Consider the following 24,416-nt stretch of genomic DNA (forward strand, 5'->3'; position numbering starts at 1 on the left):
TCCGGTCGGCGCGCACGCAGCGCTATGGAAGGAGTCCTGGAATGGCAGATCCGGCACGGGCTCAGCGCCTGGCCAAGCGGATCTCGTCGATCGTCGCGTCGGCGATCGCGCACGAGATCAAGGATCCGCGACTGGCGTATGTGACTGTCACCGATGCCCGGGTGACCAACGATCTCCACGATGCGACGATCTACTACACCGTGATGGGTGAATCCATCGACGCCGAACCCGACTTCGAGGCTGCGGCCGCGGGTCTGGCGAAGGCGACCGGCGTGCTGCGGTCGAAGGTCGGTGCGGGTACCGGGGTGCGCTTCACCCCGACCCTGCGCTTCGTACTCGACACGGTTCCCGATGCCGCGCGTCAGATGGAGGAGCTCGTCGCCCGCGCCCGCGCTAACGACGAACTCGTCGCCCGACGCGCCGCCGAGGCGAAGCCGGCGGGGGACTCCGACCCCTATCGGTCGGCGGACGACGACACCACCGGTACCCGCGAGTGAGCAGTTCGTCGAGCGCGGCGATCGCCGCGACGCTGGCCTCCGCAACCGCGGTGACCATCTGCTGTCACGTCCGGCCCGATGCGGACACGATCGGCAGCGGTCTGGCGCTGGGGCTGGCACTCGACCGCCGGGGCGTCGACGTCGAGGTCTCCTACCCGGGGACCGAACAGCTCCCGGCCTCGCTCGCCGGGCTGCCCGGCGGCAAGTTGCTGTGCGCTCCGGCGCAGGTCGTCGGACACCCACTGGTGGTCGCGGTCGACGCCGCCAACCTCGAGCGGCTGGACTCGCTCGGTGAGACGTTCACCGCGGCGCAGACCTCGATCGTCATCGACCACCACGCGTCGAACCCCGGTTTTGGCGATCTCGACCTGGTGGACCCGGCCGCCGACTGCACCGCCGTGCTGGTGCTCGACGTCCTCGACGACCTGGGCGTCGAACTCGACGCCGACATCGCCACCTGCGTCTACGCCGGCCTCAGCACCGACACCGGCTCGTTCCGGTGGGCCCGTCCGGCGTCGTTCCGGGTCGCGGCCCGGCTTCTGGAGACCGGCGTCGACACGCGGAAGTGGAGCCGGATCCTGTTCGACTCCCATCCGTTCGCCTGGTTCTCGATGATGTCGGGTGTCCTGGCGTCGGCGCAGCTCGTACCCACCGCCTGCGACGGTGAGGGTCTGGTGTACGCCGTGGTCGACCAGCAGGCGCTGGCCGGGATGAGCTGGGAGGAGTCCGAGAGCGTCGTGGACACCATCCGGACCGCTCGCGAGGCCGAGGTGGCAGCGGTGTTCAAGGAGGGCGAGCCGGGTGTCTGGACGGTCTCGCTGCGGTCCAAGGACATCGTCGATCTCGTACCGATCGCCCGGGCGCACGGCGGCGGCGGGCATCGTCAGGCCTCCGGGTACAGCGACACCGGTACCGCCGACGAGGTGGTCGCCAGGTTGCTGGAGTCGCTCTGAGCCTCGCGTCGGAGCCGGATGCCGGGGACGCCCCGGGCGTGGCACGCATCGCCACCCTCACCGTCTCGGCTCTCGCCGTCCTCATCGCGCCGCCGCTGTACCTCCTGCTGGACCTGGCGGTCGTCGGACGCCTCGGCGGCGAACAACTGGCCGCTCTCGGCGTCGGCACCCTGGTGCTCTCGATCGTCAGTACGCAGCTGACCTTCCTGTCCTACGGCACCACCGCCCGCTCCGCGCGTCGCTTCGGCTCCGGTGACCGGGCCGGCGCCGTCGTCGAAGGCGTGCAGGCGAGCTGGATAGCGGTGGCGGTCGGCGTCCTGATCGTCGCCGTCGCCTACCCGTGCGCCCCGGTCGTGATGCGTCTGCTGGTCGGGACGTCGTCGCCGGAGTCCGCCGCGGTGGCCGAGGATGCGGCGGGCTGGCTGCGGATCGCGATGTTCGGTGTCCCGCTGATCCTGCTGTCGATGGCCGGGAACGGGTGGATGCGCGGCGTCCAGGACACTCGTCGTCCCGTCGTCTACGTCGTGGTCGGGTTGTCCCTCGCCGCGGTCCTCGTCGTCGGACTGGTCCACGGCGTCGGCCCGTTCCCGCGTCTCGGTCTGGACGGCAGCGCGGTGGCCAACGTGATCGGACAGGGCGTGACGGGAGTGTTGTTCGCCGTGCGGGTGGTCCGCGAGGCACGGCGGGTCGCGGCGGGAGCCGACAGGTCCGGTTCGCGCGCCTTCGCACCCGACTGGTCGATCATCCGCGCGCAGCTGGTCATGGCGCGGGATCTGGTCGTGCGGAGTCTGTCGTTCCAGATCTGCTTCGTCTCGGCGGCCGCGGTCGCGGCGCGTTTCGGTGTCGCCCAGGTGGCGGCGCATCAGCTCGTGCTGCAGCTGTGGGAGTTCATGGCCCTGTTCCTCGACTCGGTGGCCATCGCCGCGCAGGCGCTGGTGGGCGCGGCGCTGGGGGCGGGACGACTCGGCGCAGCCGATTCCGTCGCCCGGCGCGTCACCGCGGTGTCCGTGGTCGCCGCCACCGCGATGGCGACCCTCTTCGCGGCCGGTGCGGCGCTCATCCCGCGCATCTTCACCTCCGACGCCGCCGTCCTCGACGCCGTCGGGGTGCCCTGGTGGTTCTTCGTCGGCATGTTGCCGATCGCCGGCGTGGTCTTCGCGCTCGACGGCGTGCTCCTCGGCAGCGGCGACGCCGCCTTCCTGCGCACCGCGACCCTCGCCGGCGCCCTGATCGGGTTCCTGCCGCTGATCTGGCTGTCGCTCGTGTTCGACTGGGGACTCGCGGGTGTGTGGTCGGGCCTGGTGGTGTTCATGCTCGTGCGTCTGGCCACCGTGGTGTGGCGGATCCGGTCCGGCCGGTGGCGCCGGGCAGGTGCGGTCCGCGCCTGATCGCGGTCCTCTGGCACGATGGATCCTCGTGGCTACTCTGTGGGCGATCAGCGATCTGCACATCGCGCATCGGGGCAACGAGCACATCATCGACAGCATCCGGCCGACCTCGCCGGACGACTGGCTCATCGTCGCCGGTGACGTCGCCGAACGCACCGACGACATCGTCGACACCCTGCGTCGTCTGCGGGCAAGGTTCGCCACCGTCGTGTGGGTGCCGGGCAACCACGAGCTGTACACGACGGCGAAGGACCCGCTGCAGGTGTTCGGGGTCGCGCGGTACGACTACCTCGTCCAGGCCTGCCGCGACATCGGCGTGGTGACCCCGGAGGACATCTACCCGCTGTTCGATCCGGGCGATGGCTCCGATCCCGTCCGCGTGGTCCCGATGTTCCTGCTGTACGACTACACCTTCCGCCCGGAGGGCACGGCCAACAAACTGACCGCGCTCGCGCTCGCCCGGGAACGCAATGTGGTGGCGACCGATGAGTTCCTCCTGTCACCCGAACCGTTCCCGACTCGCGACGCGTGGGGACGGGCGCGGATCGAGATCACCCGGCGTCGGCTGCAGGCCATCGACCCCGCCGAGAAGACGGTCCTCATCAACCACTGGCCGCTGCGCCGCGAACCGTGTGACGCGCTCATCTACCCGGAGTTCGCGCTGTGGTGCGGCAGTGAGCTGACCGCCGACTGGCACACCGAGTTCAACGCGGCCTGCTGCGTGTACGGACACCTGCACATCCCCCGGACCACCTGGTACGACGGCATCCGGTTCGAGGAGGTGTCGGTCGGCTACCCGCGGGAATGGAAGCGCCGGGGACTCCCGAACCCCCTGATGCGCAACATCGTTCCCGGAGACGGGCTCGGCGCGTCCGATCTGCCCGAGCACGGCGTCCGGTTCGATCTGCCGCCCGACTACGCCGAACGCGCCGCCGAGTTCCGGCAGCGGGTCGAGCAGCGGCAGGCGGAACGACGAACACGACAGGCCGAGCGGCAAGCGGAACGGCAAGCGCGAGAGGACAACCGATGATCGAACAACTCCTGCCGGCCGGCGTCGCCTCGGCGGAGGCGTTCGCCGATCCACCGGATCTCGTCCTGCTGCCGGCCGAGCAGAGCCTGATCTCGCGCGCGGTGGAGAAGCGTCGTCGCGAGTTCACCACCGTCCGCCACTGCGCCCGGCAGGCGCTGGGCGAGCTGGGTTACGAGCCCGTCCCGATCCTCAAGGGGGACAAGGGGGCACCCGTGTGGCCGGCCGGGATCGTCGGGAGCCTCACGCACTGCGACGGTTACCGCGCCGCGACGGTCGCGTACGCGATGTCGGTGCGGTCCCTCGGCATCGACGCCGAGCCGCACGACCGCCTGCCCAACGGTGTGCTCGAGCACACCAGCCTGCCCGCCGAGCGCGAGGTGCTCGCGACCCGGTCGGGTGACCTGCACTGGGACCGGCTGCTGTTCTGCGCCAAGGAGGCCACCTACAAGGCCTGGTTCCCGGTCGCGAAGCGCTGGTTGGGTTTCGAGGACGCCCACATCACCTTCGAACAGTCCACCCCGACGTCGGGGACGTTCACCTCCCGCATCCTCATCGACCCGGCCGCCGCCGACGGTGGGCCGCCGCTGCTGGAGTTCTCCGGACGCTGGCTGGTCGAGCGCGGCATCATCACCACCACGATCGCGCTGACCTGACGTGGCCGACGCAACCATCGAGAACGCCGGCCTACTCGTCGTCGACAAGCCGGCCGGGATGACCAGCCATGATGTCGTCTCCCGATGCCGGAAGATCTTCAACACCCGCCGCGTCGGGCACGCCGGCACCCTCGACCCGATGGCCACCGGGGTCCTGGTCGTCGGGATCGAGCGGGCCACAAAGCTTCTCGGACTGCTGTCGCTGACGACGAAGTCGTACACGGCGACGATCCGACTCGGCGCGTCCACCACGACCGACGACCGCGAAGGCGAGATCCTCGACACGGCAGACGCATCCGGGGTCCTCGACGCCGACATCGCCACGGCCATGGCCGATCTCACCGGTGACATCCAGCAGGTCCCGGCGAAGGTCAGCGCCATCAAGGTCGACGGCCGGCGAGCGCACGCACTGGTGCGGACGGGAGCCGACTTCGACCTCGCGCCGCGCCCGGTCACCGTGTCTTGCTTCGAGCTGCTCGACGCCCGGCGCGACGCGGCGTGCGTCGATCTCGATGTGGCCGTTGACTGTTCGTCGGGCACGTACATCCGGTCACTGGCGCGCGATCTCGGCGCCGCGCTCGGGGTCGGCGGGCACCTGACCGAACTCCGGCGGACGGCGGTCGGCCCGTTCACCCTCGACCACGCGCGAACACTCGACGACGTCCGCGACGAGCCCCGCGTCAGCCTCGACATCGACGAGGCGGTCAAGATCTCGTTCCCGCGCCGCGACATCGACGACGACGAGGCCGAGTCGATCAGTCAGGGTCGATGGCTGGAGCCGATCGGCCGCAAGGAGATCTATGTCGTCGTCGATCCGCGGGAACAGGCGATCGCGCTGATCCAGGAAAAGGGACGCCGCGCGAGTTCGGTGATGGTGGTGCGGCCGGCGACCCTGCGCTGACGCGCCCTGCCGCCGAAACGGGTCAGCCGCGCGGGACGACGAAGATGGCGCGCGCGGCGATGTCGCCGAGGTCGATGGGATCGCCGTCGTCGAGCGACACCGAGATCGTGCCCGCGAACGGGCGCTTCTCGGCGACGGTCACCACACAGTCGAGGGCGACGCCCACCTGGTCGAAGTAGCGCAGCATCTCGGGATCGGTGTCGGAGATCCGGGCGATGGCGCCCGACGCCCCGACCTCCAGGTCAGCCAGGAGCGCCGCGTCCGGTGCGGGGATCGAGCCGTCGAGTGCGGGAATCGGGTCGCCGTGCGGATCCCGGTCGGGGAAGCCGAGTTTCGCATCGAGCCGGGCCATCAGCCGGTCGGACACCGCGTGTTCGAGGATCTCCGCCTCGTCGTGGACCTCATCCCAGCGGTAGCCCAGCTCGCGCACCAGGAAGGTCTCGATCAGCCGGTGGCGGCGCACCATCAGGACTGCGGCGGACCGGCCCGCGGCGGTGAGGGTGACCGCGCCGTACGGTTCGTGCGAGACGAAGCCCTGGTCGGCGAGTTTGCGGATCGCCTCCGACGCGGTCGATGCGGACACGCCGAGGGATTGAGCCAGCAGCTTGGTGGTGACCTTGACGTCTTCCCACTCCTGGCTGGTCCAGATCACTTTCAGATAGTCCTGGGTCACCTGTGACAGTTCTGTCACCGGACGATCCGTTCCCCGAGGCATGACCAAGAGCTTAACCCCACCGCAAACGCGAGTGGCGGTGGTGGTTTGGAACACCGGGTGCCCGTAGTCTGGTCGCGTGTTGCGTTGGCGAGGTCTGGACGACATCCCCGCGGGCTGGGGACGGTGCGTGGTCACCATAGGTGTCTTCGACGGTGTTCACCGGGGACATGCCGAGCTCATCAACGCCGCCACGAAGGCGGCGAAGGAGCACGGCGTCCCGGCGGTGCTGATGACGTTCGACCCGCACCCGTCCGAGGTGGTCCGCCCGGGATCCCATCCGCCGCAACTGACGACGCTGACACGGCGCGCCGAGCTGGCCGAGGAGCTCGGGATCGACGTCTTCTGCGTCATGCCGTTCACACCCGAACTCGCCGCCCGGTCGCCCAAGGACTTCGCCCACGACATCCTCGTGGAGACGTTGCACGCGGCCGTCGTGGTCGTCGGCGACAACTTCACGTTCGGACGCAAGGCGGCCGGCGACGTGGCCAAGCTCGCCGAACTCGGTGGGAAGTTCGGCTTCTCGGTGGAATCGGTCTCGCTGTTCGGTGAACATGCGGTGACCTTCTCGTCGACCTACATCCGCTCGTGTGTCGCGGCCGGTGACGTCGACCGCGCGACCGAGGCGCTCGGCCGTCCGCATCGGGTCGAGGGAGTGGTGGTGCGCGGCGACGGCCGTGGCCGCGACCTCGGATACCCGACGGCCAACGTGGCCCCGCCGATGTACGCCGCCATCCCCGCCGACGGCGTCTACGCCGCCTGGTTCACGATCCTGGGCGCGGGTCCGGTCGTCGGCGAGGTCGAACCGGGGGAGCGCTACCAGGCCGCGGTGTCGGTCGGCACCAACCCCACCTTCTCCGGCCGCACCCGAACGGTCGAGGCGTTCGTCCTGGACAAGAGCGCCGACCTCTACGGGCAGCACGTCGCCGTCGACTTCGTGCACCGCATCCGCGGGATGGAACAGTTCGACGGGGTCGACGACCTGATCACCGCCATGGGCGACGACGTGACGAAGACGCGCGAGATCCTGGCGGCGGCCGAGGGCTGAGCCCGGTGGATTTGGGCCGGGTGCCACCCGGGCGGTAGCCTGATCAGTCGGTGTTGCTGCAGTCCGCGGTGGCGCACCGTGGTTGTTTCGGACGCGGTACTGAGAAACAGGAGTATCTCCATGGCTTTGACTGTCGAGCAGAAGAAGGAAATCCTCGCCGAGTACGGTCTGCACGAGACCGACACCGGCTCGCCCGAGGCCCAGGTCGCGATGCTGACCAAGCGCATCACCGACCTCACCGAGCACCTGAAGCAGCACAAGCACGATCACCACAGCCGCCGCGGTCTGCTGCTGCTGGTCGGCCGTCGCCGTCGTCTGTTGAAGTATGTCGCCAAGGTCGACATCAACCGCTACCGTTCGCTCATCGAGCGTCTCGGCCTCCGTCGCTGACTCCACCGTCGCTGATCTCCCGACTTCCACCGGCCGCCCCCGAGACGGGGGCGGCCGGTTTGTCGTATCGGGGGTTGTCGTATTGAGGTATCGACAGTCGGCGGTGATACGCTGACAGACGGATCGTGCCGGAACTCGAGGCAGTGCGGAACGACCAGCCAGATCGGTCCTCGGTAGTGGCCGCCGGAACCCTCGCCCGGGCAACCCTCGGGCGCGCAGGATTCCGGCCGCTTCGATCGAAGGCCGTCTGAGCACTCAGCCGGCGCAGACATGCTGCGCCATTCACCGTGCTGCCGCACATTCTCGGCGCGTTCTGGGTAGGTCCGATCCGCGCGTGCGCTGCTGTGCGAGCTCGCTCGACGTCACACGTGAGTTCGTGCTGCGCACCTCCGCGAAGGCCACCCCCAACCGCACAAGCGGCCACCTTCTCGTGGCCGCGTCAGACGGCCGCCATCGGCAGCCGCTACGAAGGGATTCCACCCCACATGACAGATGTGAACACCACCGAAGACTTCGCCGACGACTACGACGACGCCATCACCGAGGCGACCGCCGTCATCGACAACGGCAGCTTCGGCACCCGCACGATCCGGTTCGAGACCGGGCGCCTCGCGCTGCAGGCCGCCGGTTCGGTCACCGCGTACCTCGACGACGAGAACATGCTGCTCTCGACCACCGCGGCGTCGAAGCACCCGAAGGAGCACTTCGACTTCTTCCCGCTGACCGTGGACGTCGAGGAGCGGATGTACGCCGCGGGCCGAATCCCCGGGTCGTTCTTCCGTCGCGAGGGTCGTCCGTCGACCGACGCGATCCTGACCTGCCGTCTCATCGACCGTCCGCTGCGTCCGTCGTTCGTCGACGGTCTCCGCAACGAGATCCAGGTCGTCGTGACCGTCCTCTCGCTGAACCCGAACGACCTCTACGACGTCGTCGCGATCAACGCCGCGTCCGCCTCCACCCAGCTCGCGGGTCTCCCGTTCTCCGGTCCGGTCGGCGGCGTGCGTGTCGCGCTCATCCCGACCGAGGAGAACAAGGCCGGGCAGTGGGTCGCGTTCCCGACCGTCGAGCAGCTCGAGGGCGCCGTGTTCGACATGGTCGTCGCGGGCCGCATCGTCGCCGGCTCCGGTGACAGCGCCGATGTCGCGATCATGATGGTCGAGGCCGAGGCCACCGACAACGTCATCGACCTCATCGCCGGCGGCGCGCAGGCACCGACCGAGGCGATCGTCGCCGAGGGCCTCGAAGCCGCCAAGCCGTTCATCGCCCGCCTCTGCGAGGCGCAGAAGTCCCTGGCCGCCGCCGCGGCCAAGGAGACCGCCGAGTTCCCGCTGTATCCGGCATACCAGTCGGATGCCTACGACGCGGTGGCGGCCGCCGCCACCGATCGCCTGTCGGAGATCCTGACGATCGCCGGCAAGCAGGAGCGCGACGACAAGACCGACGAGCTCAAGGCCGACGTCCTCGAGCAGCTCGGCGAGCAGTTCGCGGGCCGCGAGAAGGAGATCGGCGGGGCCTACCGGTCGCTGACCAAGAAGCTCGTCCGGCAGCGCATCCTGACCGACCACTTCCGCATCGACGGCCGCGGCATCACCGACATCCGTGCCCTCTCGGCCGAGGTCGCGATCATCCCGCGCGCCCACGGCAGTGCGTTGTTCGAGCGCGGCGAGACCCAGATCATGGGCGTCACCACACTCGACATGGTCAAGATGGCGCAGCAGATCGACTCGCTCGGACCCGAGACGTCCAAGCGGTACATGCACCACTACAACTTCCCGCCGTACTCCACCGGTGAGACCGGTCGCGTCGGATCGCCCAAGCGTCGCGAGATCGGCCACGGTGCGCTCGCCGAGCGTGCCCTGGTGCCGGTGCTGCCGAGCGTCGAGGACTTCCCGTACGCGATCCGCCAGGTGTCCGAGGCACTGAGCTCCAACGGTTCGACCTCGATGGGCTCGGTCTGTGCGTCGACCATGTCGCTGCTGAATGCCGGTGTGCCGCTGCGCGCCCCGGTCGCCGGTATCGCCATGGGCCTCGTCTCCGACACCGTCGACGGCGAAACCCGTTATGTCGCACTGACCGACATCCTCGGCGCCGAGGATGCCTTCGGCGACATGGACTTCAAGGTCGCGGGCACCAAGGACTTCGTGACCGCCCTGCAGCTCGACACCAAGCTCGACGGCATCCCGTCGCAGGTGCTCGCGGGTGCGCTCAGTCAGGCCAAGGACGCCCGACTGACCATCCTCGACGTCATGGCCGAGGCCATCGACGAGCCCGACGAGATGAGCCCGTTCGCGCCGCGGATCACCACCATCAAGATCCCGATGGACAAGATCGGCGAGCTGATCGGCCCGAAGGGCAAGACGATCAACGGCATCACCGAGGAGACCGGCGCCAACGTCTCCATCGAGGACGACGGCACCGTGTTCGTCGGCGCGGCCGACGGTCCGTCCGCGCAGGCGGCGATCGACCGCATCAACGCGATCGCCAACCCGCAGCTGCCCAAGGTCGGGGAGCGCTTCCTGGGCACCGTCGTCAAGACCACCGCGTTCGGCGCCTTCGTGTCGCTGCTCCCGGGTCGCGACGGCCTCGTGCACATCTCGAAGCTCGGCAAGGGCAAGCGCATCAACAAGGTCGAGGACGTGGTCAACGTGGGCTCCAAGCTCCGCGTCGAGATCGCCGACATCGACGAGCGCGGCAAGATCAGCCTCGTCCCGGTCGATGACGACGCCGACAAGGCCGACGCACCCGCCCCCGACGCGGTCAAGGATGACGCGGTGAAGGCCGACGCCTGATCTGAGTACGACCCACCGGGGCCCGTCGTCCATTGCGGACGGCGGGCCCCGGTGTCGTCTGGAAGCCGGCGTCAGGATCGGTCGGCGGTGTCGAAGCTGATCTCGAAGCCGTCGGTCCAGGCCGACCCGGATCCGGCGATCTGCTCGTAGAGGCCTTCGATGGTCTGGGCCGTCGAGATCGCCTGGTCGGGGTTCTGCGTGCCGAAGTTGCCGCTCGAGGAGATCCCGACGAGGACATACCGTCCGCCACGGGTCTCCTGGTACCACGGTGAACCCGAATCCCCGCCGAGGACGACGAGTTCGGCGTTGACGAGCCGATGCTCGGGCGCGGCGTCCTGATGCAGCAGGGCGGTCACGGTGCCGACGGTCGTGCCGGTGCGTTCGCCGGTCTTGGCGACCGGTTCGCCGACCTCGGGGTCGGCCGCCGTCGCGAAGACGGGTTCCACCTCCCAGTCGTCCTCGATCGCGATGACGGTGTAACCGCGGGGATCGGCGAGCGTGATCGACCCGTCGGGGGTGCCGCCGTCGTCTTGCCAGTCCACGACCTCACCGATCGTCTCGCCGTCGGTGGTGGTGACCTCGTCGCCGACGCCCTCGGCGCAGTGCCCGGCCGTGACGGCGAGGCGATCACCGTCGGCGTTGGTCCCGAAGAAGCCGATGGAACACAGGCCGTCGCCGATCAGGATGCCCTGGCCGGCGGTGAGTGTGTCGGCGTATTCGGGCGTGATGGCGGCTGCGGGGGCGGTCGTGCCCATTGCCACGGCCAGAGCGGCCAGCAGGGTGGTCGCGGCGGCGACGTGCGGCTTGATCATCGGGGGTCCTTTGCTCCGAGAGGGTGTCTGCTCCCTTCGAGCCGAACCCGGGCCTCGCGGTGTGCCGGCCGGACTCCGAATCATTCGACCGGCCGACGGTCTTCGGAGACCCCGGGCCCGCCTAGACTCTGCAGACATGGCCGGTGACGAGAAGCCGAGGCTGACGGTGGCGCGGCGTCGGGACGCCGGTGGGATCTCTGCGGCGAGCACGGTCGCGGAACTGCTCCGCACCGCACCGGTGATCGGCCGGGCCGACATGACCGTCCGCCAGGCGGCCGCGCTGATGACCGAGCGCGGACAGGACTACGTGGTGATCCCGCTGCCGGACCGGCGCTTCGGCGTGCTGACCGACGGCGACATCCGGGCCGAGGTGGTCGCGGCCGGCCGCAGCATCGACACCTCGGTCGGGGAGATCGTCACGGAACCGGCGTTCGTCGTCGATGCCGGTGCGGCGTCGATGGACGTGCTGACCGAGCTCGTCGACCGCGATCTGGCGATCGTCCCCGTCCGTGGCGCCGACGGCGAGGTGATCGGTGTCGTCGGGGCGGGGGATTTCGTCGCCGACCCCGTCGGTGCGGGTATCCCGCTGCGCGAACAGATCCGACGTTCGATCGACGTCGAGGAGCTGCAGGGGCACGCGCGCAGGCTGCCGCAGTTCGTGGCCGATCAGGTTCGCCCGGGACCGACCGCCGTACGAGATCGCGCGCGCGGCTTCCATGATCGTCGACGCGGTCGTCGGTCGCGCGCTCGATGTCGTCCTGACCGCACACCCCGAACTCGACCCCGCAGCGTTCACCTGGTTGTCGCTGGGCAGCAACGCACGTCGGGAGCCGGTGCTGAGCTCGGACGTGGATTCGGCTGTCTCCTTCGACGATTCGGCCGGCGGCGAGATCGAACGCTATCGGGCAGCCTTCGGTGAGGTCGACGAGGTGGTGCGGAACGCGGGACTGCGGGTCGACGACAACGGCGCCGTCGCGTCGAAGCCGCTGTTCGCGCGGACCCACACGCAGTGGCAGACGGCGGCGCGTGCGTGGATCGATGATCCGCTCGCCGGCAAGGGCATGATCTTCACATCGCTGATGCTCGACGGCCGGCCGGTCCGTGGGCGCGACGCGGTGTCGGCGACGCCCGCGGTCGCGATGATAACCGGGTTGCGGCGTGACCCCCGGACGATGAATCTGCTGCTGGCCGAAACCCTTTCGACGCGTGCCCGGCTGCGGTCCCGGCGGGATGTGTTGACCGGCCGGGGCAACATCGTCGACATCAAGGGGCATGCGGTGACACCGCTCGTCAACATCGCGCGGTGGGCCGCGGTCAGTGTGGGTTCGACCGACGTCGACACCCGCGGCCGTCTGCGCGCGGCGTCCGGCAGCGAGATGCTGCCGACCGATCAGGCGTCGACGCTCATCGAGGTCTTCGATGTGCTGCAGCGCGTTCGGCTGCGATATCAGGTCGCACAGTTCGACAACGGTGATCCGCCCGGCGATCGGTTCGATGTCAGGCAGTTGTCCCCGCTGGACCGCAGCCTGCTCGGGCAGGCGGTGCGCGAGATCGCCGGAGTGCAGCGCCGCATGTCGACCATGAGCCGACTCATCCCCGGAACCGAGCAGGTGACCTGAAACCCGATGTGCCTGATCCTTTTTGCGTGGAACGCACACCCCACTCAGCGGCTGATCGTGGCCGCCAATCGGGACGAGCAACACCGTCGCCGCACCTTCGCGCTGTCGCACTGGGACGACCTGCCGATCCTCGGCGGTCGCGACGCCGTCGCCGGCGGTACGTGGATGGCTGTCTCGGCCGAGATCCCCGACCGGGTGGCCATGGTCACCAACGTCCGTGTCGGGCCGGCTCGACGGGCCGGAATCCGTTCGCGCGGACAACTTCCCGTGGACTATCTGATCGGCGACGACGACCCGAAGGTGTACGCCCACCGGGTCCTCGACGATGCGGCCGCGTACGATCCGGTGAATCTGCTCATCGCCGATCGGGACGAGCTGTGGTGGATGACCAACTGGCCGGAACCGCGCGCCGAGCGGGTCGCCGACGGTGTGCACGGTCTCTCGAACGGTGCCCTGGACAACGACTGGCCGAAGGTCGTCGACGGTGCGGCGGCGTTGAGTGGGCTGGTCGAGGCAGACGGCGGCGGGTCGGCTGGGTCTGCGGACGAGTCCTACTTCGCCATGCTGGCCGACCAGGATCGGCCCGACCCGACGCGTCTGCCCGACACCGGCGTCGGGCCACAGGCCGAGGCGGCGTTGTCGCCGATGTTCATCAACATCCCCGGGTACGGGACCCGGGCATCGACCCTGCTGCGCGTCGGGTACGACGGCCACGGATCGATGACCGAGCGCCGCTACGGTTGGCGGGGCCGACGCCGCGGAACCACCACGCTGACGTTCTGATCAGTTGTGCGCGTGGGGGTTTGGCGACACGTCCAGGTCGAGTGCGGCGCCGACCTCGGCGGTGAACAGTTGACCGTGCCGCGTGCTCAGTCCCGAGGCGAGTGCCGGGTCGGCTGCGCACGCCTGCTCCGGTCCCGAATCGGCCAGCCGGAGGACGTAGGGGAGGGTCGCACCGGTGAGCGCCTGTGTCGACGTACGCGCGACGTTGCCGGGCATGTTCGCGACGCAGTAGAAGACTGTGTCGTGGACGGCGAAGGTCGGGTCGTCGTGGGTGGTGGGTCGAGAGTCCTCGAAGCAGCCGCCCTGGTCGATCGCGACGTCGACGAGCACCGCGCCCGGCTTCATCTGGGCGACCGTGCTGTTCGAGACGAGGACCGGTGCCTTAGCACCCGGCACGAGGACGGCCCCGATGACGAGGTCGGCACCGACGACCGCCTCCTCGACTGCCAGGGCCGTGCTGTACCGGGTGTGGACGCGGCCGCCGAAGCGGGCGTCGATCGAGCGGAGTTTGGCGATGTCGATGTCGAAGACGGTGACCTGGGCGCCCATGCCGAGCGCGATCTGCGCCGCGTTCACGCCGCTGACGCCACCGCCGAGAACGACCACGTCGGCGGGCTCGGTTCCCGGCACGCCGCCCATGAGTACGCCCCGACCGCCCGCCGAACGCATCAGGTGATAGGCACCCACCTGCGGTGCGAGGCGTCCGGCGACCTCGCTCATCGGGGCCAGCAACGGGAGCGCGCCGTCGGCGGTCCGGACCATCTCGTAGGCGATGGAGGTGATGCCCGACGCCAGCAACGCGTCGGTGCAGGCCCTGCCGGCGGCCAGGTGCAGGTAGGTGAACAGCGTCTGATCCCGACGCATCAGCGCGAACTCCGAGGCGATCGGTTCCTTCACCTTCAGCAGTAGTTCGGCCTGCTCCCAGACCGCGGCGGCGGTTCCCAAGATCTGTGCACCGGCGGCCTTGAAGTCGTTGTCGGCAATGGCCGATCCCTCGCCCGCGCCGGCCTGGACGATCACGTCGTGGCCGCGCTGGTGGAGTTCGGCGACGCCGGCGGGGGTGATGGCCACGCGGTATTCGTGATTCTTGATCTCGGTGGGGATGCCGATGCGCATGATGACTCCGTCGGGTTGTGGTCTCCTGAACGTTCCTCGATGAACTTGTTTTCAGAGTGAAGGAACATCGGCCATGACACAATCGTGCGGAAGAATATTCTCGTGCAGCTCGGTCTGCCGACGATCGTGTGAGGACGGAGGGTGCGATGGCCACCACACCGAAGGATGTTCGGGCCGGTGAACTCGACGCGACGGACCGGGAGCTGCTCCGCCTGCTGCAGTCCGATGCGCGGATGCCGAACAGCGAACTGGCGCAGCGCGTCGGCATCGCCGCGTCGACCTGCCACGGCCGACTGCGTCGGCTCGTCGACCTCGGCATCATCCGCGGCTTCTTCGCCGACGTCGACCCGGCGGCGCTGGGGCGCCCGCTGCGTGCCATGGTCGCCGTCAGTCTGCAGTCCGACGCGCGCGGTCAGATCCGGCGCTTCGTCGGCGAGATCGCCACCCACGACGAGGTGATCGACGTGTTCTTCCTCGCCGGCACCGACGACTACCTGCTGCATGTCGCCGCCGCCGACACCGAGGCTCTGCGCCAGTTCGTCGAACGACTCAACGGCCGGCCGGAGGTCGCCGGAACCACCACGTCGCTGGTGTTCGAACACCGCCGCGGCGGTGCCCCGATCTTCTGAGGAGAGACGCCACTAGACTGGCCCGGCAGCGACTCGGCCGGCAGGACACGACACGAAGAGGTGGACATGAGCGGTATCAAGGTGGGCGTCCTGGGCAGCCAGGGCAAGGTCGGGCAGGCGATCGTCGCGGCGGTCGAGAATGCCGACGACCTCACCTACACCGTGGGCGTCGACAAAGGTGACTCACTCGAGTTCTTCACCGACACCGAGACCCAGGTCGTCGTCGACTTCACCCATCCCGATGTGGTCATGGACAACCTGAAGTTCCTCATCGCCAACGGAATTCACGCCGTCGTCGGGACCACCGGATTCACCGAGGAACGCCTCGACACCGTCCGCGGCTGGTTGTCGGAGAACCCCGGTGTCGGCGTCCTCATCGCACCCAACTTCGCGATCGGCGCAGTGCTGTCCATGCGTTTCGCCTCCCAGGCCGCCAAGTACTACGACTCGGTCGAGGTCATCGAGTTGCATCACCCGCACAAGGCCGACGCGCCGTCGGGAACCGCCTATCGGACGGCAGAGCTGATCGGGCGCGCGCGGGCCGAGGCCGGTGTCGGACGCAGTCCCGATGCCACGACCGAGGAACTCGACGGCGCCCGCGGCGCGGTCGTCGACGACGTACGTGTCCACTCGGTGCGCCTCGCGGGACTCGTGGCACATCAGGAGGTGCTGCTCGGCACCGAAGGCGAGACGCTCACCATCCGGCACGACTCCCTCGACCGGGCGTCGTTCGCCCCCGGAGTGCTCCTGGGCGTGCGCAGCATCGCCGGCCGTCCGGGACTCACGATCGGGCTCGAAGAACTGATGGACCTCTGACGATGACCTCCTCCGGCCCGCCGAACGAGCCAGCTCACGACGACGACACCGAGGGCGGCGCACCCCGACTCGGCCCGCGGAAGAAGGACTCCCGTCCGATCGTCTGGATGATCGCATTTCTCGTCGTGGCGCTCATCGTGTACTTCGTCCTGCTCGGATGGCGTGGCTTCCAGCTGATCGCCTCCGGGTCGGCCGCCGGGATCGGTCTCGGTCTGGGCGTGATCGCGCTGCCGCTGATCGGGGCGTGGCTGGTCTACGCGACGCTGCGGGCGGGCCTCGAGCACCAGAAACTAGCCGCCATCATGGCCGACGAGGGACGTGAACTCGACATCTCGAACCTGCCGCACCGCGCATCGGGCCGGATGGAGCGCGACGCGGCCGACGAACTCTTCGCCCAGGTGAAGGCCGAATGGGAGGCCGACCCGAGCGACTGGCGCAACACCTACCGCATCGCCCGTGCCTACGACTACGCCGGCGACCGCACCCGTGCCCGCTCGATGATGAAACGGGCTGTCGCCCAGTACCACGGCCGGGAGCAGTAGTCCGATGAGCCGGCTGCTCATCGTCCACCACACCCCGTCACCGGCATGCCAGGAGATGTTCGAGGCAGTCGTGTCCGGTGCTACCGACCCCGAGATCGAAGGCGTCGAGGTGATCCGACGCGCGGCGCTCGCCGTCACCGCCTCCGACTTCCTCGACGCCGACGGTTACCTCCTCGGCACGCCCGCCAACCTCGGATACATCAGCGGCGCACTGAAACACGCGTTCGACGTGAGCTACTACCAGATCCTCGACTCGACTCAGGGTCGGCCGTTCGGGCTGTACCTGCATGGGAACCAGGGCACCGAAGGGGCTGTGCGAGCGGTCGATTCGATCACCTCCGGCCTCGGCTGGACCAAGGCCGCCGAGTACGTCATCGTCTCCGGTGCGCCGAGCAAGGACGATCGCGAAGCGTGCTGGGAGCTGGGTGCGACGGTGGCCGCGGGGTTGATGGAGGGATGAACGAGTGTTCCGCGGAACACTCGTGACCTCGGGTTGAGGCTCGAGGAATTGTCGGTGCCTGGCGATACCTTGTTCCTGTACTTCTCGCTCGGTTCAGGGGGTTGCGTTGGGGGTCAGTGCTTTTCGTTGCGGTGGAGATGCGTCGTCGATGTTCGATGGTGCGGCTCCGGCGTCGCTGACGGATGAGGTGCTCGAGGGCCGTGTGCTGGGGTATGCCGCGCAGATCACTGCGCTGACAGCGGATTTCCTTGACCTGGTGGCAGAACTGAACGAGCGGGAGTCGTGGCGGGGGCCGGGGATTCACTCGCTGGCGCACTGGTTGTCGTGAAAGCCGGCATCGCACCGCGAACGGCGCATGAGCAGTTGAGGGTCGCCAAGGCGATACGGGAGTTGCCGGTGATCCGCAGGGCCTTTGGCGAAGGCCGGTTGTCGTATTCGAAGGTCCGCGCCCTGACACGGGTGGCTACGCCGGAGCGTGAGGCGGAATTGGTGAATCTGGCGTTGTCGACGACGGCGTCTCAGTTGGATCGGGCGGTACGGGCGATGGGCCAGATCGACCGCAACCGTGGCGTCGAAGACGAACGCCGGCCGCCGGTGGAGTCGACCGGGCGGTGGAAGTGGAATGCGGATGGGTCGTTGTCGGTGTCGTTGCGGTTGAGTCCGTTGGATGGGGCGCGGTTCCTGGCGGGGTCGGTGCGGGCGGAGTATGAACGCACCCGGACCTGCGATGACCCGGATCTACCTACGGTGAAGAGTGTTCCGCGGAACACTGAAGCCGGTTCGGCACCTGAGGATTCGGAGGTGGTTCCGTCGCGGCGGCGGGATCTGTGGCGGCAGGTGCCGTCGAATGTGGCGCCGGCGGTGGTGGCGATGGCCGACATGGTGCACGAGGGGATCGCGATGCCCGATCTCGCACCGGGTGCGGAGATCCTGATCCATGCCGGTGACGGGGTGGAGCATGCTCATCTCGATGACGGTCCGGCATTGTCGGAGGTCGAGGTGGACGAAGCCCGGTGCGGGGCGTCGACGCGGGATGTGGTGAGCCGCGGAATGCCTGGGCGGCCGGGAAAGTTGGCGTTGTTGGGGGTGGGGCGTCGGAAGCGGGCGCCGAACAAGGCGTTGGTGCGGGCGTTGTTCGTGCGGGATCGGTGTTGTCAGGTGCCGGGGTGTGGTCGGACGCGTCATCTGCATGCCCATCACGTGGTGTTCTGGTCGGCGGGTGGGCGGACGGATCCGGACAATCTGATCTTGTTGTGTGGGTCGTGTCATCGGTCGTTGCATCGGGGTGAGTTCTCGATCACCGCACATGGTGAGCAACGGTTCACCTTTCATCGTCCGGACGGTTCGGAGATCGAGGCGGCGCCCCCAACCGAGAGACCGGTTGGGTGGCGGCCGAACGCCCGGATAGACGCAGACGCGACCATCCCGGTCGGCGGTGGTCGGATGGACCTGGGTTACACCACCGAGGTGCTCTACGCCGTGTGGGAGTGGAAGGCACGCAACGCAACTCGCTCCGATCCCGCCGTGCAGAGGGCCGCGTAGGCGCCTAGCTGTTAGACTGACACGCGGTGTGCCGGGAAGTCTGGTCGGCTGCGCGTTGACGGTGAGCCCTGCACGAGGGGGCGGCCACGACGCGTACGTAGCCCACCCGACGAAGGACTCCGTACGCACCATGACTGACACCGACTCACGTCGGGCCACCCCGACGCTCTTCTCGCGCGGCTCCTGGCCCGAAGCTTCCCGCATCGCCGACATCTTCCGGCGCGAAACCATCGGCGGCATGCTGCTGCTCGTCGCCGCGGTCGTAGCCCTTGTATGGGCCAACTCGCCATGGTCGGCCGCCTACTTCGGCCTCGGTGACATCCATGTGGGGTCCGACGCGCTCGGTCTGCACCTTGATCTCTCCCTGGCCACCTGGGCGGCGGACGGTCTGCTCGCCATCTTCTTCTTCGTCGTCGGACTGGAGCTGAAACGCGAGTTCGTCGCCGGCGACCTCCGCGACCCCGCGCGGGCCGCGCTGCCCATCGCCGCGGCGGTCGGTGGAATGGCTGTTCCCGCACTCATCTTCGTCGCGATCACCATGCGGGCGGGGGATGGAGCCGTGCAGGGCTGGGCCATTCCCACCGCCACCGACATCGCCTTCGCGGTCGCGGTGCTGGCCGTGATCTCGACGCATCTGCCCGCCGCACTGCGTACCTTCCTGCTCACCCTGGCCGTCGTGGACGACCTGCTGGCCATCACGGTGATCGCGGTGTTCTACACCGACTCCATCAACGGCACCGCGCTGGCCCTGGCCCTGATCCCACTCGCGGCGTTCGCCCTCCTCGTGCAGCGGCGGATCACTTCGTGGTGGCTCCTGCTGCCACTGGCCGCGCTCACGTGGGCGTTCGTCCATGAGTCCGGCGTCCACGCCACCGTCGCCGGCGTCATCCTCGGCTTCACGGTCCCGGTGCTCCGTCGGACCGAGAGCGACCAGACTGATACCCGGCATTGCCTGGCAGAGCATTTCGAACACAGAATCCGACCCATCTCGGCCGGCTTCGCCATCCCGGTGTTCGCCTTCTTCGCCGCCGGCGTCACGATCGGCGGATTGAGCGGGCTGGGCGAGGCGCTCACCAGTCCTGTTGCGCTGGGCATCATCTTCGGTCTGGTGGCCGGCAAGACGGCCGGCATAGTCGGCACCACCGCAATGCTGGCCAGGTTCACGCGGGCCACCCTCGACGCCAGCATCCGATGGATCGACGTCACCGGTGTCGCGATGCTCGCCGGCATCGGGTTCACGGTCTCCCTGCTCATCGGGGACCTGGCGTATGACCCGGACTCCCAACGCGCCGAGTACGTCAAGATCGGTGTCCTGGTCGGCTCGCTGACCGCCGCCTCGGCCGCAGCGGTGATCTTGCGGATGCGCAACCGGCACTATCGAAGGATCGCCGAAGAGGAGATGCGCGACGACGACCACGACGGCATCCCGGACGTGTATCAACAACAAGAACGGTGAGAGCGCAAACTGGGGGAAGGGCATGTTCCTGAGCCGGCGGCCCAAGGGCGAGGAGAACCTCGCGGTCGGCGTGATCACCGTCCCCGAGCGCGCGCAGAACCCGTTGCGCGCCATCGGACGGCGGGTTGCCATCGCGGTCACCGTCATCTGCATCGCCGCGTTCGTGGTCTACCTCGACCGAGACGGGTACACCAACTCCACGGACGAACCGCTCACGCTGCTCGACAGCTTCTACTACGTCACGGTGTCACTGTCGACGACCGGTTACGGCGACATCGCGCCGATCACCGCCGAGGCCCGGGCCATCAACGTCTTCGTGATCACGCCGCTCCGGGTGTTGTTCCTGGTCGTGCTGATCGGGACCACCCTCGAGGTCCTGACGGAGCGTTCCCGGCAGGCCTTGCGTATCCAGCGGTGGCGGCAGCAGCTCCGTGACCACCATGTCATCGTCGGTTTCGGCACAAAGGGACGCAGCGCCGCCCACGCGCTGCTCGATGCCGGTGTCGACCGATCGCAGATCGTCGTGGTCGACTCGGAACCGGAACCGCTCGAGGCGGCCGAAGCGCTCGGCGTGGTGGCCGTACGAGGTGACGCCACACGGCGGGAGGTGCTGGCCCTTGCCAAGGTCGACGACGCGCGCACCGTGTTGATCGGTGCCCACCGAGACGCCACCGCGGTCCTCATCACGCTGACCGCACGGCAACTCAACCCCTCCGCGAGAATCGTCACCGCGGCCCGTGATGCGGACAACGCCGCCCTGTTACGGAGATCCGGAGCGGACTCGGTCGTCGTCTCGGCAGCGACCGCCGGGCGGCTCATGGGCATCGCGACACGGACTCCGCACGTCGTCGACGTCATCGAGGATCTGCTCACCCCGGCCACCGGACTGGCCATCCGCGAGCGCGCCGTCACCTCCGGCGAGATCGGACGAGAGCCGCAGGACCTGCCGGACGACGTGATCGGGATCGTCCGTGACGGCACGCTGAGTCGCACCCTCGAATCGCCGGGACCGCTGCGCAGCACGGACAAACTGATCATCGCCCGCAACTCGGCGCAGTGACCGCGGTGACTCGGTGAGAACCGCGGCGTGATCCGACGTTTGATGTCGTCACCGGTCCTCACCCGGACGAGTACGACGCGCAGCGCGAGCCGGCTGATCACTCGTCCTCGCCGGCGGCCGGGTCGACGGCGGCGGCGAGCGCGCTGCTCACCTCGAATTGCCGGACCAGGAACGCCTTCTCGTCCAGCTTCTTCCGCCGCATCCACGTCGTGACCTCGGAGTTGCACTTGCTCGCATTGCACGAACCGCAGCACGGCACGACGTTGGCGACGGTGTACCGGCCGCCGCGGGAGATGGCCAGCATGCAGTCGCGCTGGAGGGCGACGCCCACCGCGCCGCAATACGCGCACCCACCCCAGGCCTCCTGCAGCGCGAGCCACTGGGCGTCGGTGAGGTCGTTGTCGCGGGCGGCAACACGCTTGCGACGACGCTTCGCGTACCGATTGGCGCGGGTGGTGCTGCGGGTGGCCACGGGAGGAGCCTACCGCTCGGATCACACGTGTCACAGCCGTCACAGGCCGAGTCGGGGCCGTGTCGTGCGCCCGGCGGTGCGACTACTGCTTTGCCTAGACTGGCACCCGTGAGCACGGCCATCCGCGACATGTCATCGACCGGGACCATCCCGACTCCGTACGAGGACCTGCTGAGCCTCGTCATGGAGACCGGGACACCAAAGGCCGACCGCACCGGCACCGGGACGCGCAGCCTCTTCGGCAGGCAATTGCGCTACGACCTCGCCGAGGGTTTCCCGCTGATCACCACCAAGAAGGTGCATCTGAAGTCGATCGTCTACGAGTTGCTTTGGTTCCTGCGCGGCGACTCCAACGTCCGATGGCTGCAGGAGCGCGGGGTCTCGATCTGGGATGAGTGGGCCGACGAGAACGGTGAACTCGGACCCGTCTACGGCGTGCAATGGCGGAGCTGGCCGACACCGTCCGGCGAGCACATCGACCAGATCGCGGCCGCCCTCGACCTGCTCAAGACCAACCCCGATTCGCGCCGGAACATCGTGTCCGCATGGAACGTGGGGGAGATCCCGCAGATGGCACTGCCGCCCTGCCACGCGTTCTTTCAGTTCTACGTCGCCGACGGCAAACTGTCGTGCCAGCTGTACCAGCGCAGCGCCGACCTGTTCCTGGGAGTACCGTTCAACATCGCGTCGTATGCGCTGCTGACGCACATGATGGCCCAGCAGGCGGGCCTCGAGGTCGGCGAGTTCGTGTGGACCGGCGGCGACTGCCACATCTACGACAACCACGTCGAGCAGGTGACGTTGCAACTGTCTCGCGACCCGTACCCGTACCCGAAACTCGAACTGCGCAAACGGGATTCGATCTTCGACTACGAGTACGACGACATCGCCATCGTCGACTACCGGTCCCATCCCGGGATCAAAGCCCCGGTGGCGGTGTGACGTCCGACCTCGCGGGGGAGGGCTCGCGTGAGGTGCGCCTGGTGTGGGCACAGGGACGCGGCGGGGCGATCGGCCGGGACAACACGATCCCGTGGCGGGTCCCCGAAGATGTGGCGCGGTTCAAGGAACTGACGGTCGGGCACCCGGTTGTCATGGGCCGCAAGACATGGGATTCGCTGCCGCCGCGATTTCGGCCGCTGCCCGGTCGCGCCAATGTGGTCGTCACCCGCGACGCGAGCTGGTCGGCCGACGGCGCGTCGGTCGCGGGATCGGTCGCCGAGGCGCTCGAGCTGGCCGGTGGCGAACGGGTCGGAATCATCGGCGGCGGCGAGATCTACCGCTTGGCAATGGAATTCGCCACCGAACTGTGTGTCACGGAGATCGACGTCGAGGTCGACGGCGCCGACGCGTTCGCCCCGGAGATCACCGACGAGTGGGCTTTGGCACATCGCGGTGAGTGGCAGACCTCGACGAGCGGCATCGGGTACCGCTTCGTCGACTATCGGCGCGCTCGGCAGGGCTGATGGCGCCGGATCGTCTCTCGATCGCGCAGGCGCGTCGAATCGCGCTCGCCGCACAGGGTTTCACCGACCGCCGGCCCGCCGCCGCGCCCACCATGGCACACCTGAAGCGCGTCGTCGGCCGGACGCGGCTGCTGCAGATGGACTCGGTCAACATTGCCGCGCGTGCGCACTTCATGCCGCTGTTCTCTCGCCTGGGTGCCTACGATCCCGACCTGTTGCACCGCGCCGCGTGGCAGCCCGGGCGCGGTCGGCGGCTACTCGTCGAGTACTGGGCCCACGAAGCGGCGCTGATCCCGGTACCCGACTGGCCCCTCTTCCGATGGCGGATGGACGACTTCGCCGACGGTCGGTATCGGCACACGCGAGACGTGATGCGTCGCAACCGTTCTCTGGTCGGCGACATCCGGGCCGTGATCGAGGCGGTCGGCGCGACCACGCCCCGTGCCATCGAAGCGGAACTGGGCATCGAACGTGAACCCGGTGCAGCCGGGAGCTGGTGGCAGCGCGGTGAGGTCAAGCACCTGTGCGAGGCCATGTTCGCCGCCGGTGACCTGTCGGCGGTCCGCAACGGGAACTTCGTGCGGCACTACGACCTCACCGAACGGATCGTCGGCGCGGACATCGTCGCGCTGCGACCCGACCGTGGGCAGGCGCACAGTGAACTCGTCAGCCGTGCCGCCCAGGCGCTCGGTGTCGCCACCGTGGCCGATCTGGCCGACTACTACCGGCTCCGGCCGGCCGACGCGCGGCCGGCGGTCGCCGAACTCGTCGAGGACGGTGGGCTGCAGGAGATCTCCGTGGACGGCTGGCGCGACCCGGCCTACCTGGCCGCCGGCGCAGTGATTCCGCGGCGCGTCGACGCCTCGGCGATCCTGTCGCCGTTCGACCCGCTCGTGTTCTTCCGCCCCCGCGCCGAACGACTCTTCGACTTCCACTACCGCATCGAGATCTATGTGCCCGAACACAAACGCGTGCACGGCTATTACGTGCTGCCGTATCTGCTGGGCACCGACATCGCCGCGCGCGTGGACCTGAAGGCCGACCGCAAGAACCGCACCCTGCAGGTGCTCGGGGCATACTGCGAGCCGGGTCGTTCCCGAGGCCTCGTCGCCGAACGGCTGTCCGCGGATCTGCGGAGCTTCGCCGGCTGGCAGGACCTCGACGAAGTCGTCGTGTCCGGACGCGGCGACCTGGCGCCCGACCTGCAACGGGTGCTGCACGTCGCGTGACTCACCCCGAGTGATGCGATGCTGAGGATCGAAAGTTCACGACAGCGATGGGA

The 24,416-nt window shown here is 68.6% G+C and carries 23 protein-coding genes and 2 pseudogenes; 21 read left to right on the top strand and 4 right to left on the bottom strand.

The genetic code is table 11. From position 1 onward, the window contains the following. Positions 1-41: 41 nt before the first annotated feature. Genes rbfA through truB form a run of 6 tightly spaced genes read left to right on the top strand, consistent with a single transcriptional unit; the run spans position 42 to position 5,422 of the window. Positions 42-497, top strand: coding sequence for a 30S ribosome-binding factor RbfA (gene rbfA, locus KB201_RS08470; protein WP_078112274.1), 456 nt, complete (start codon positions 42-44; stop codon positions 495-497). Beyond that, the gene (locus tag KB201_RS08475; protein ID WP_058250134.1) at positions 494-1,450 is read left to right on the top strand and encodes a bifunctional oligoribonuclease/PAP phosphatase NrnA; all 957 of its coding nucleotides are present in this window, start codon (positions 494-496) and stop codon (positions 1,448-1,450) included. The genes rbfA and KB201_RS08475 overlap by 4 nt, the downstream gene beginning before the upstream one ends. 38 nt (positions 1,451-1,488) lie before the next feature. Then, positions 1,489-2,838 carry an MATE family efflux transporter gene (locus KB201_RS08480; RefSeq protein ID WP_176455893.1) on the top strand — a complete coding sequence of 450 codons (1,350 nt, stop codon included), beginning with the start codon at positions 1,489-1,491 and terminating at the stop codon, positions 2,836-2,838. A gap of 28 nt (positions 2,839-2,866) precedes the next feature. Next, positions 2,867-3,868, top strand: a complete 1,002-nt coding sequence (locus tag KB201_RS08485) for a metallophosphoesterase (protein WP_175401038.1) — start codon at positions 2,867-2,869, stop codon at positions 3,866-3,868. Then, positions 3,865-4,521 carry a 4'-phosphopantetheinyl transferase gene (locus tag KB201_RS08490; RefSeq protein WP_078112277.1) on the top strand — a complete coding sequence of 219 codons (657 nt, stop codon included), beginning with the start codon at positions 3,865-3,867 and terminating at the stop codon, positions 4,519-4,521. The genes KB201_RS08485 and KB201_RS08490 overlap by 4 nt, the downstream gene beginning before the upstream one ends. Position 4,522: 1 nt before the next feature. Beyond that, positions 4,523-5,422: a tRNA pseudouridine(55) synthase TruB gene (gene truB / locus KB201_RS08495; RefSeq protein ID WP_078112278.1), complete on the top strand. Its 900-nt coding sequence runs from the start codon at positions 4,523-4,525 to the stop codon at positions 5,420-5,422. A gap of 22 nt (positions 5,423-5,444) precedes the next feature. Here the strand turns inward: truB and KB201_RS08500 are convergent, their stop codons facing one another. Continuing rightward, on the bottom strand, positions 5,445-6,113 hold the full coding sequence (locus tag KB201_RS08500; RefSeq protein WP_078112279.1) for a metal-dependent transcriptional regulator: 669 nt from the start codon (positions 6,111-6,113) through the stop codon (positions 5,445-5,447). 100 nt (positions 6,114-6,213) lie between these two features. On the opposite strand from KB201_RS08500, the gene KB201_RS08505 reads away from it, so the two are divergent. The 3 genes from KB201_RS08505 (at position 6,214) to KB201_RS08515 (ending at position 10,361) form a co-directional block, all read left to right on the top strand. Beyond that, a complete protein-coding gene (locus tag KB201_RS08505; protein WP_078112280.1) occupies positions 6,214-7,182 on the top strand; it encodes a bifunctional riboflavin kinase/FAD synthetase in 969 nt (322 codons plus the stop codon). Between the two features lie 120 nt (positions 7,183-7,302). After that, positions 7,303-7,572 (top strand): 30S ribosomal protein S15, encoded by a 270-nt coding sequence (gene rpsO / locus KB201_RS08510; protein ID WP_004021887.1) that lies wholly within the window; start codon positions 7,303-7,305, stop codon positions 7,570-7,572. A gap of 485 nt (positions 7,573-8,057) precedes the next feature. Continuing rightward, complete coding sequence (locus tag KB201_RS08515; protein ID WP_078112281.1) at positions 8,058-10,361, top strand: polyribonucleotide nucleotidyltransferase; 2,304 nt, start codon at positions 8,058-8,060, stop codon at positions 10,359-10,361. A gap of 71 nt (positions 10,362-10,432) precedes the next feature. On the opposite strand, the gene KB201_RS08520 is transcribed toward KB201_RS08515, so the two are convergent. Further along, a complete protein-coding gene (locus tag KB201_RS08520) occupies positions 10,433-11,173 on the bottom strand; it encodes a hypothetical protein (RefSeq protein WP_078112282.1) in 741 nt (246 codons plus the stop codon). 136 nt (positions 11,174-11,309) lie between these two features. On the opposite strand from KB201_RS08520, the pseudogene KB201_RS08525 reads away from it, so the two are divergent. Continuing rightward, positions 11,310-12,792: pseudogene (locus tag KB201_RS08525) on the top strand (putative nucleotidyltransferase substrate binding domain-containing protein). A 6-nt stretch (positions 12,793-12,798) separates the two neighbouring features. Then, the gene (locus KB201_RS08530) at positions 12,799-13,575 is read left to right on the top strand and encodes an NRDE family protein (RefSeq protein WP_078112284.1); all 777 of its coding nucleotides are present in this window, start codon (positions 12,799-12,801) and stop codon (positions 13,573-13,575) included. Here the strand turns inward: KB201_RS08530 and ald are convergent, their stop codons facing one another. After that, positions 13,576-14,691 carry an alanine dehydrogenase gene (gene ald / locus KB201_RS08535; RefSeq protein ID WP_078112285.1) on the bottom strand — a complete coding sequence of 372 codons (1,116 nt, stop codon included), beginning with the start codon at positions 14,689-14,691 and terminating at the stop codon, positions 13,576-13,578. It abuts the gene before it with no gap. 146 nt (positions 14,692-14,837) lie between these two features. On the opposite strand from ald, the gene KB201_RS08540 reads away from it, so the two are divergent. The 7 genes and pseudogenes from KB201_RS08540 to KB201_RS08570 all read left to right on the top strand — a co-directional run bounded on the left by KB201_RS08540 (position 14,838) and on the right by KB201_RS08570 (position 21,196). After that, positions 14,838-15,320 carry an Lrp/AsnC family transcriptional regulator gene (locus KB201_RS08540; RefSeq protein ID WP_058250145.1) on the top strand — a complete coding sequence of 161 codons (483 nt, stop codon included), beginning with the start codon at positions 14,838-14,840 and terminating at the stop codon, positions 15,318-15,320. A gap of 66 nt (positions 15,321-15,386) precedes the next feature. Further along, positions 15,387-16,136, top strand: coding sequence for a 4-hydroxy-tetrahydrodipicolinate reductase (gene dapB / locus KB201_RS08545; RefSeq protein ID WP_078112443.1), 750 nt, complete (start codon positions 15,387-15,389; stop codon positions 16,134-16,136). 2 nt (positions 16,137-16,138) lie between these two features. Then, positions 16,139-16,678 (top strand): hypothetical protein, encoded by a 540-nt coding sequence (locus tag KB201_RS08550; RefSeq protein WP_065628941.1) that lies wholly within the window; start codon positions 16,139-16,141, stop codon positions 16,676-16,678. 4 nt (positions 16,679-16,682) lie between these two features. Next, a complete protein-coding gene (locus KB201_RS08555) occupies positions 16,683-17,138 on the top strand; it encodes a flavodoxin family protein (RefSeq protein WP_078112286.1) in 456 nt (151 codons plus the stop codon). A 148-nt stretch (positions 17,139-17,286) separates the two neighbouring features. After that, positions 17,287-18,680: pseudogene (locus KB201_RS08560) on the top strand (HNH endonuclease). A 130-nt stretch (positions 18,681-18,810) separates the two neighbouring features. Next, positions 18,811-20,136: a Na+/H+ antiporter NhaA gene (gene nhaA / locus KB201_RS08565; protein ID WP_058250164.1), complete on the top strand. Its 1,326-nt coding sequence runs from the start codon at positions 18,811-18,813 to the stop codon at positions 20,134-20,136. Positions 20,137-20,158: 22 nt separating this feature from the next. Beyond that, positions 20,159-21,196, top strand: coding sequence for a TrkA family potassium uptake protein (locus tag KB201_RS08570; protein WP_058250165.1), 1,038 nt, complete (start codon positions 20,159-20,161; stop codon positions 21,194-21,196). Between the two features lie 97 nt (positions 21,197-21,293). On the opposite strand, the gene KB201_RS08575 is transcribed toward KB201_RS08570, so the two are convergent. Further along, on the bottom strand, positions 21,294-21,668 hold the full coding sequence (locus tag KB201_RS08575; protein ID WP_078112287.1) for an HNH endonuclease: 375 nt from the start codon (positions 21,666-21,668) through the stop codon (positions 21,294-21,296). 108 nt (positions 21,669-21,776) lie between these two features. Between KB201_RS08575 and KB201_RS08580 the strand changes: the two genes are divergently transcribed. Genes KB201_RS08580 through KB201_RS08590 form a run of 3 tightly spaced genes read left to right on the top strand, consistent with a single transcriptional unit; the run spans position 21,777 to position 24,363 of the window. After that, positions 21,777-22,610, top strand: a complete 834-nt coding sequence (locus KB201_RS08580) for a thymidylate synthase (protein WP_078112288.1) — start codon at positions 21,777-21,779, stop codon at positions 22,608-22,610. After that, positions 22,607-23,134, top strand: a complete 528-nt coding sequence (locus KB201_RS08585) for a dihydrofolate reductase (RefSeq protein ID WP_065628934.1) — start codon at positions 22,607-22,609, stop codon at positions 23,132-23,134. Before KB201_RS08580 ends, KB201_RS08585 begins: the two co-directional genes overlap by 4 nt. Then, a complete protein-coding gene (locus tag KB201_RS08590) occupies positions 23,134-24,363 on the top strand; it encodes a winged helix-turn-helix domain-containing protein (RefSeq protein ID WP_078112289.1) in 1,230 nt (409 codons plus the stop codon). The genes KB201_RS08585 and KB201_RS08590 overlap by 1 nt, the downstream gene beginning before the upstream one ends. Positions 24,364-24,416: the final 53 nt, after the last annotated feature.

The sequence above is a fragment of the Gordonia sp. SCSIO 19800 genome (assembly GCF_018132775.1).
Taxonomy (GTDB): domain Bacteria; phylum Actinomycetota; class Actinomycetes; order Mycobacteriales; family Mycobacteriaceae; genus Gordonia; species Gordonia hongkongensis.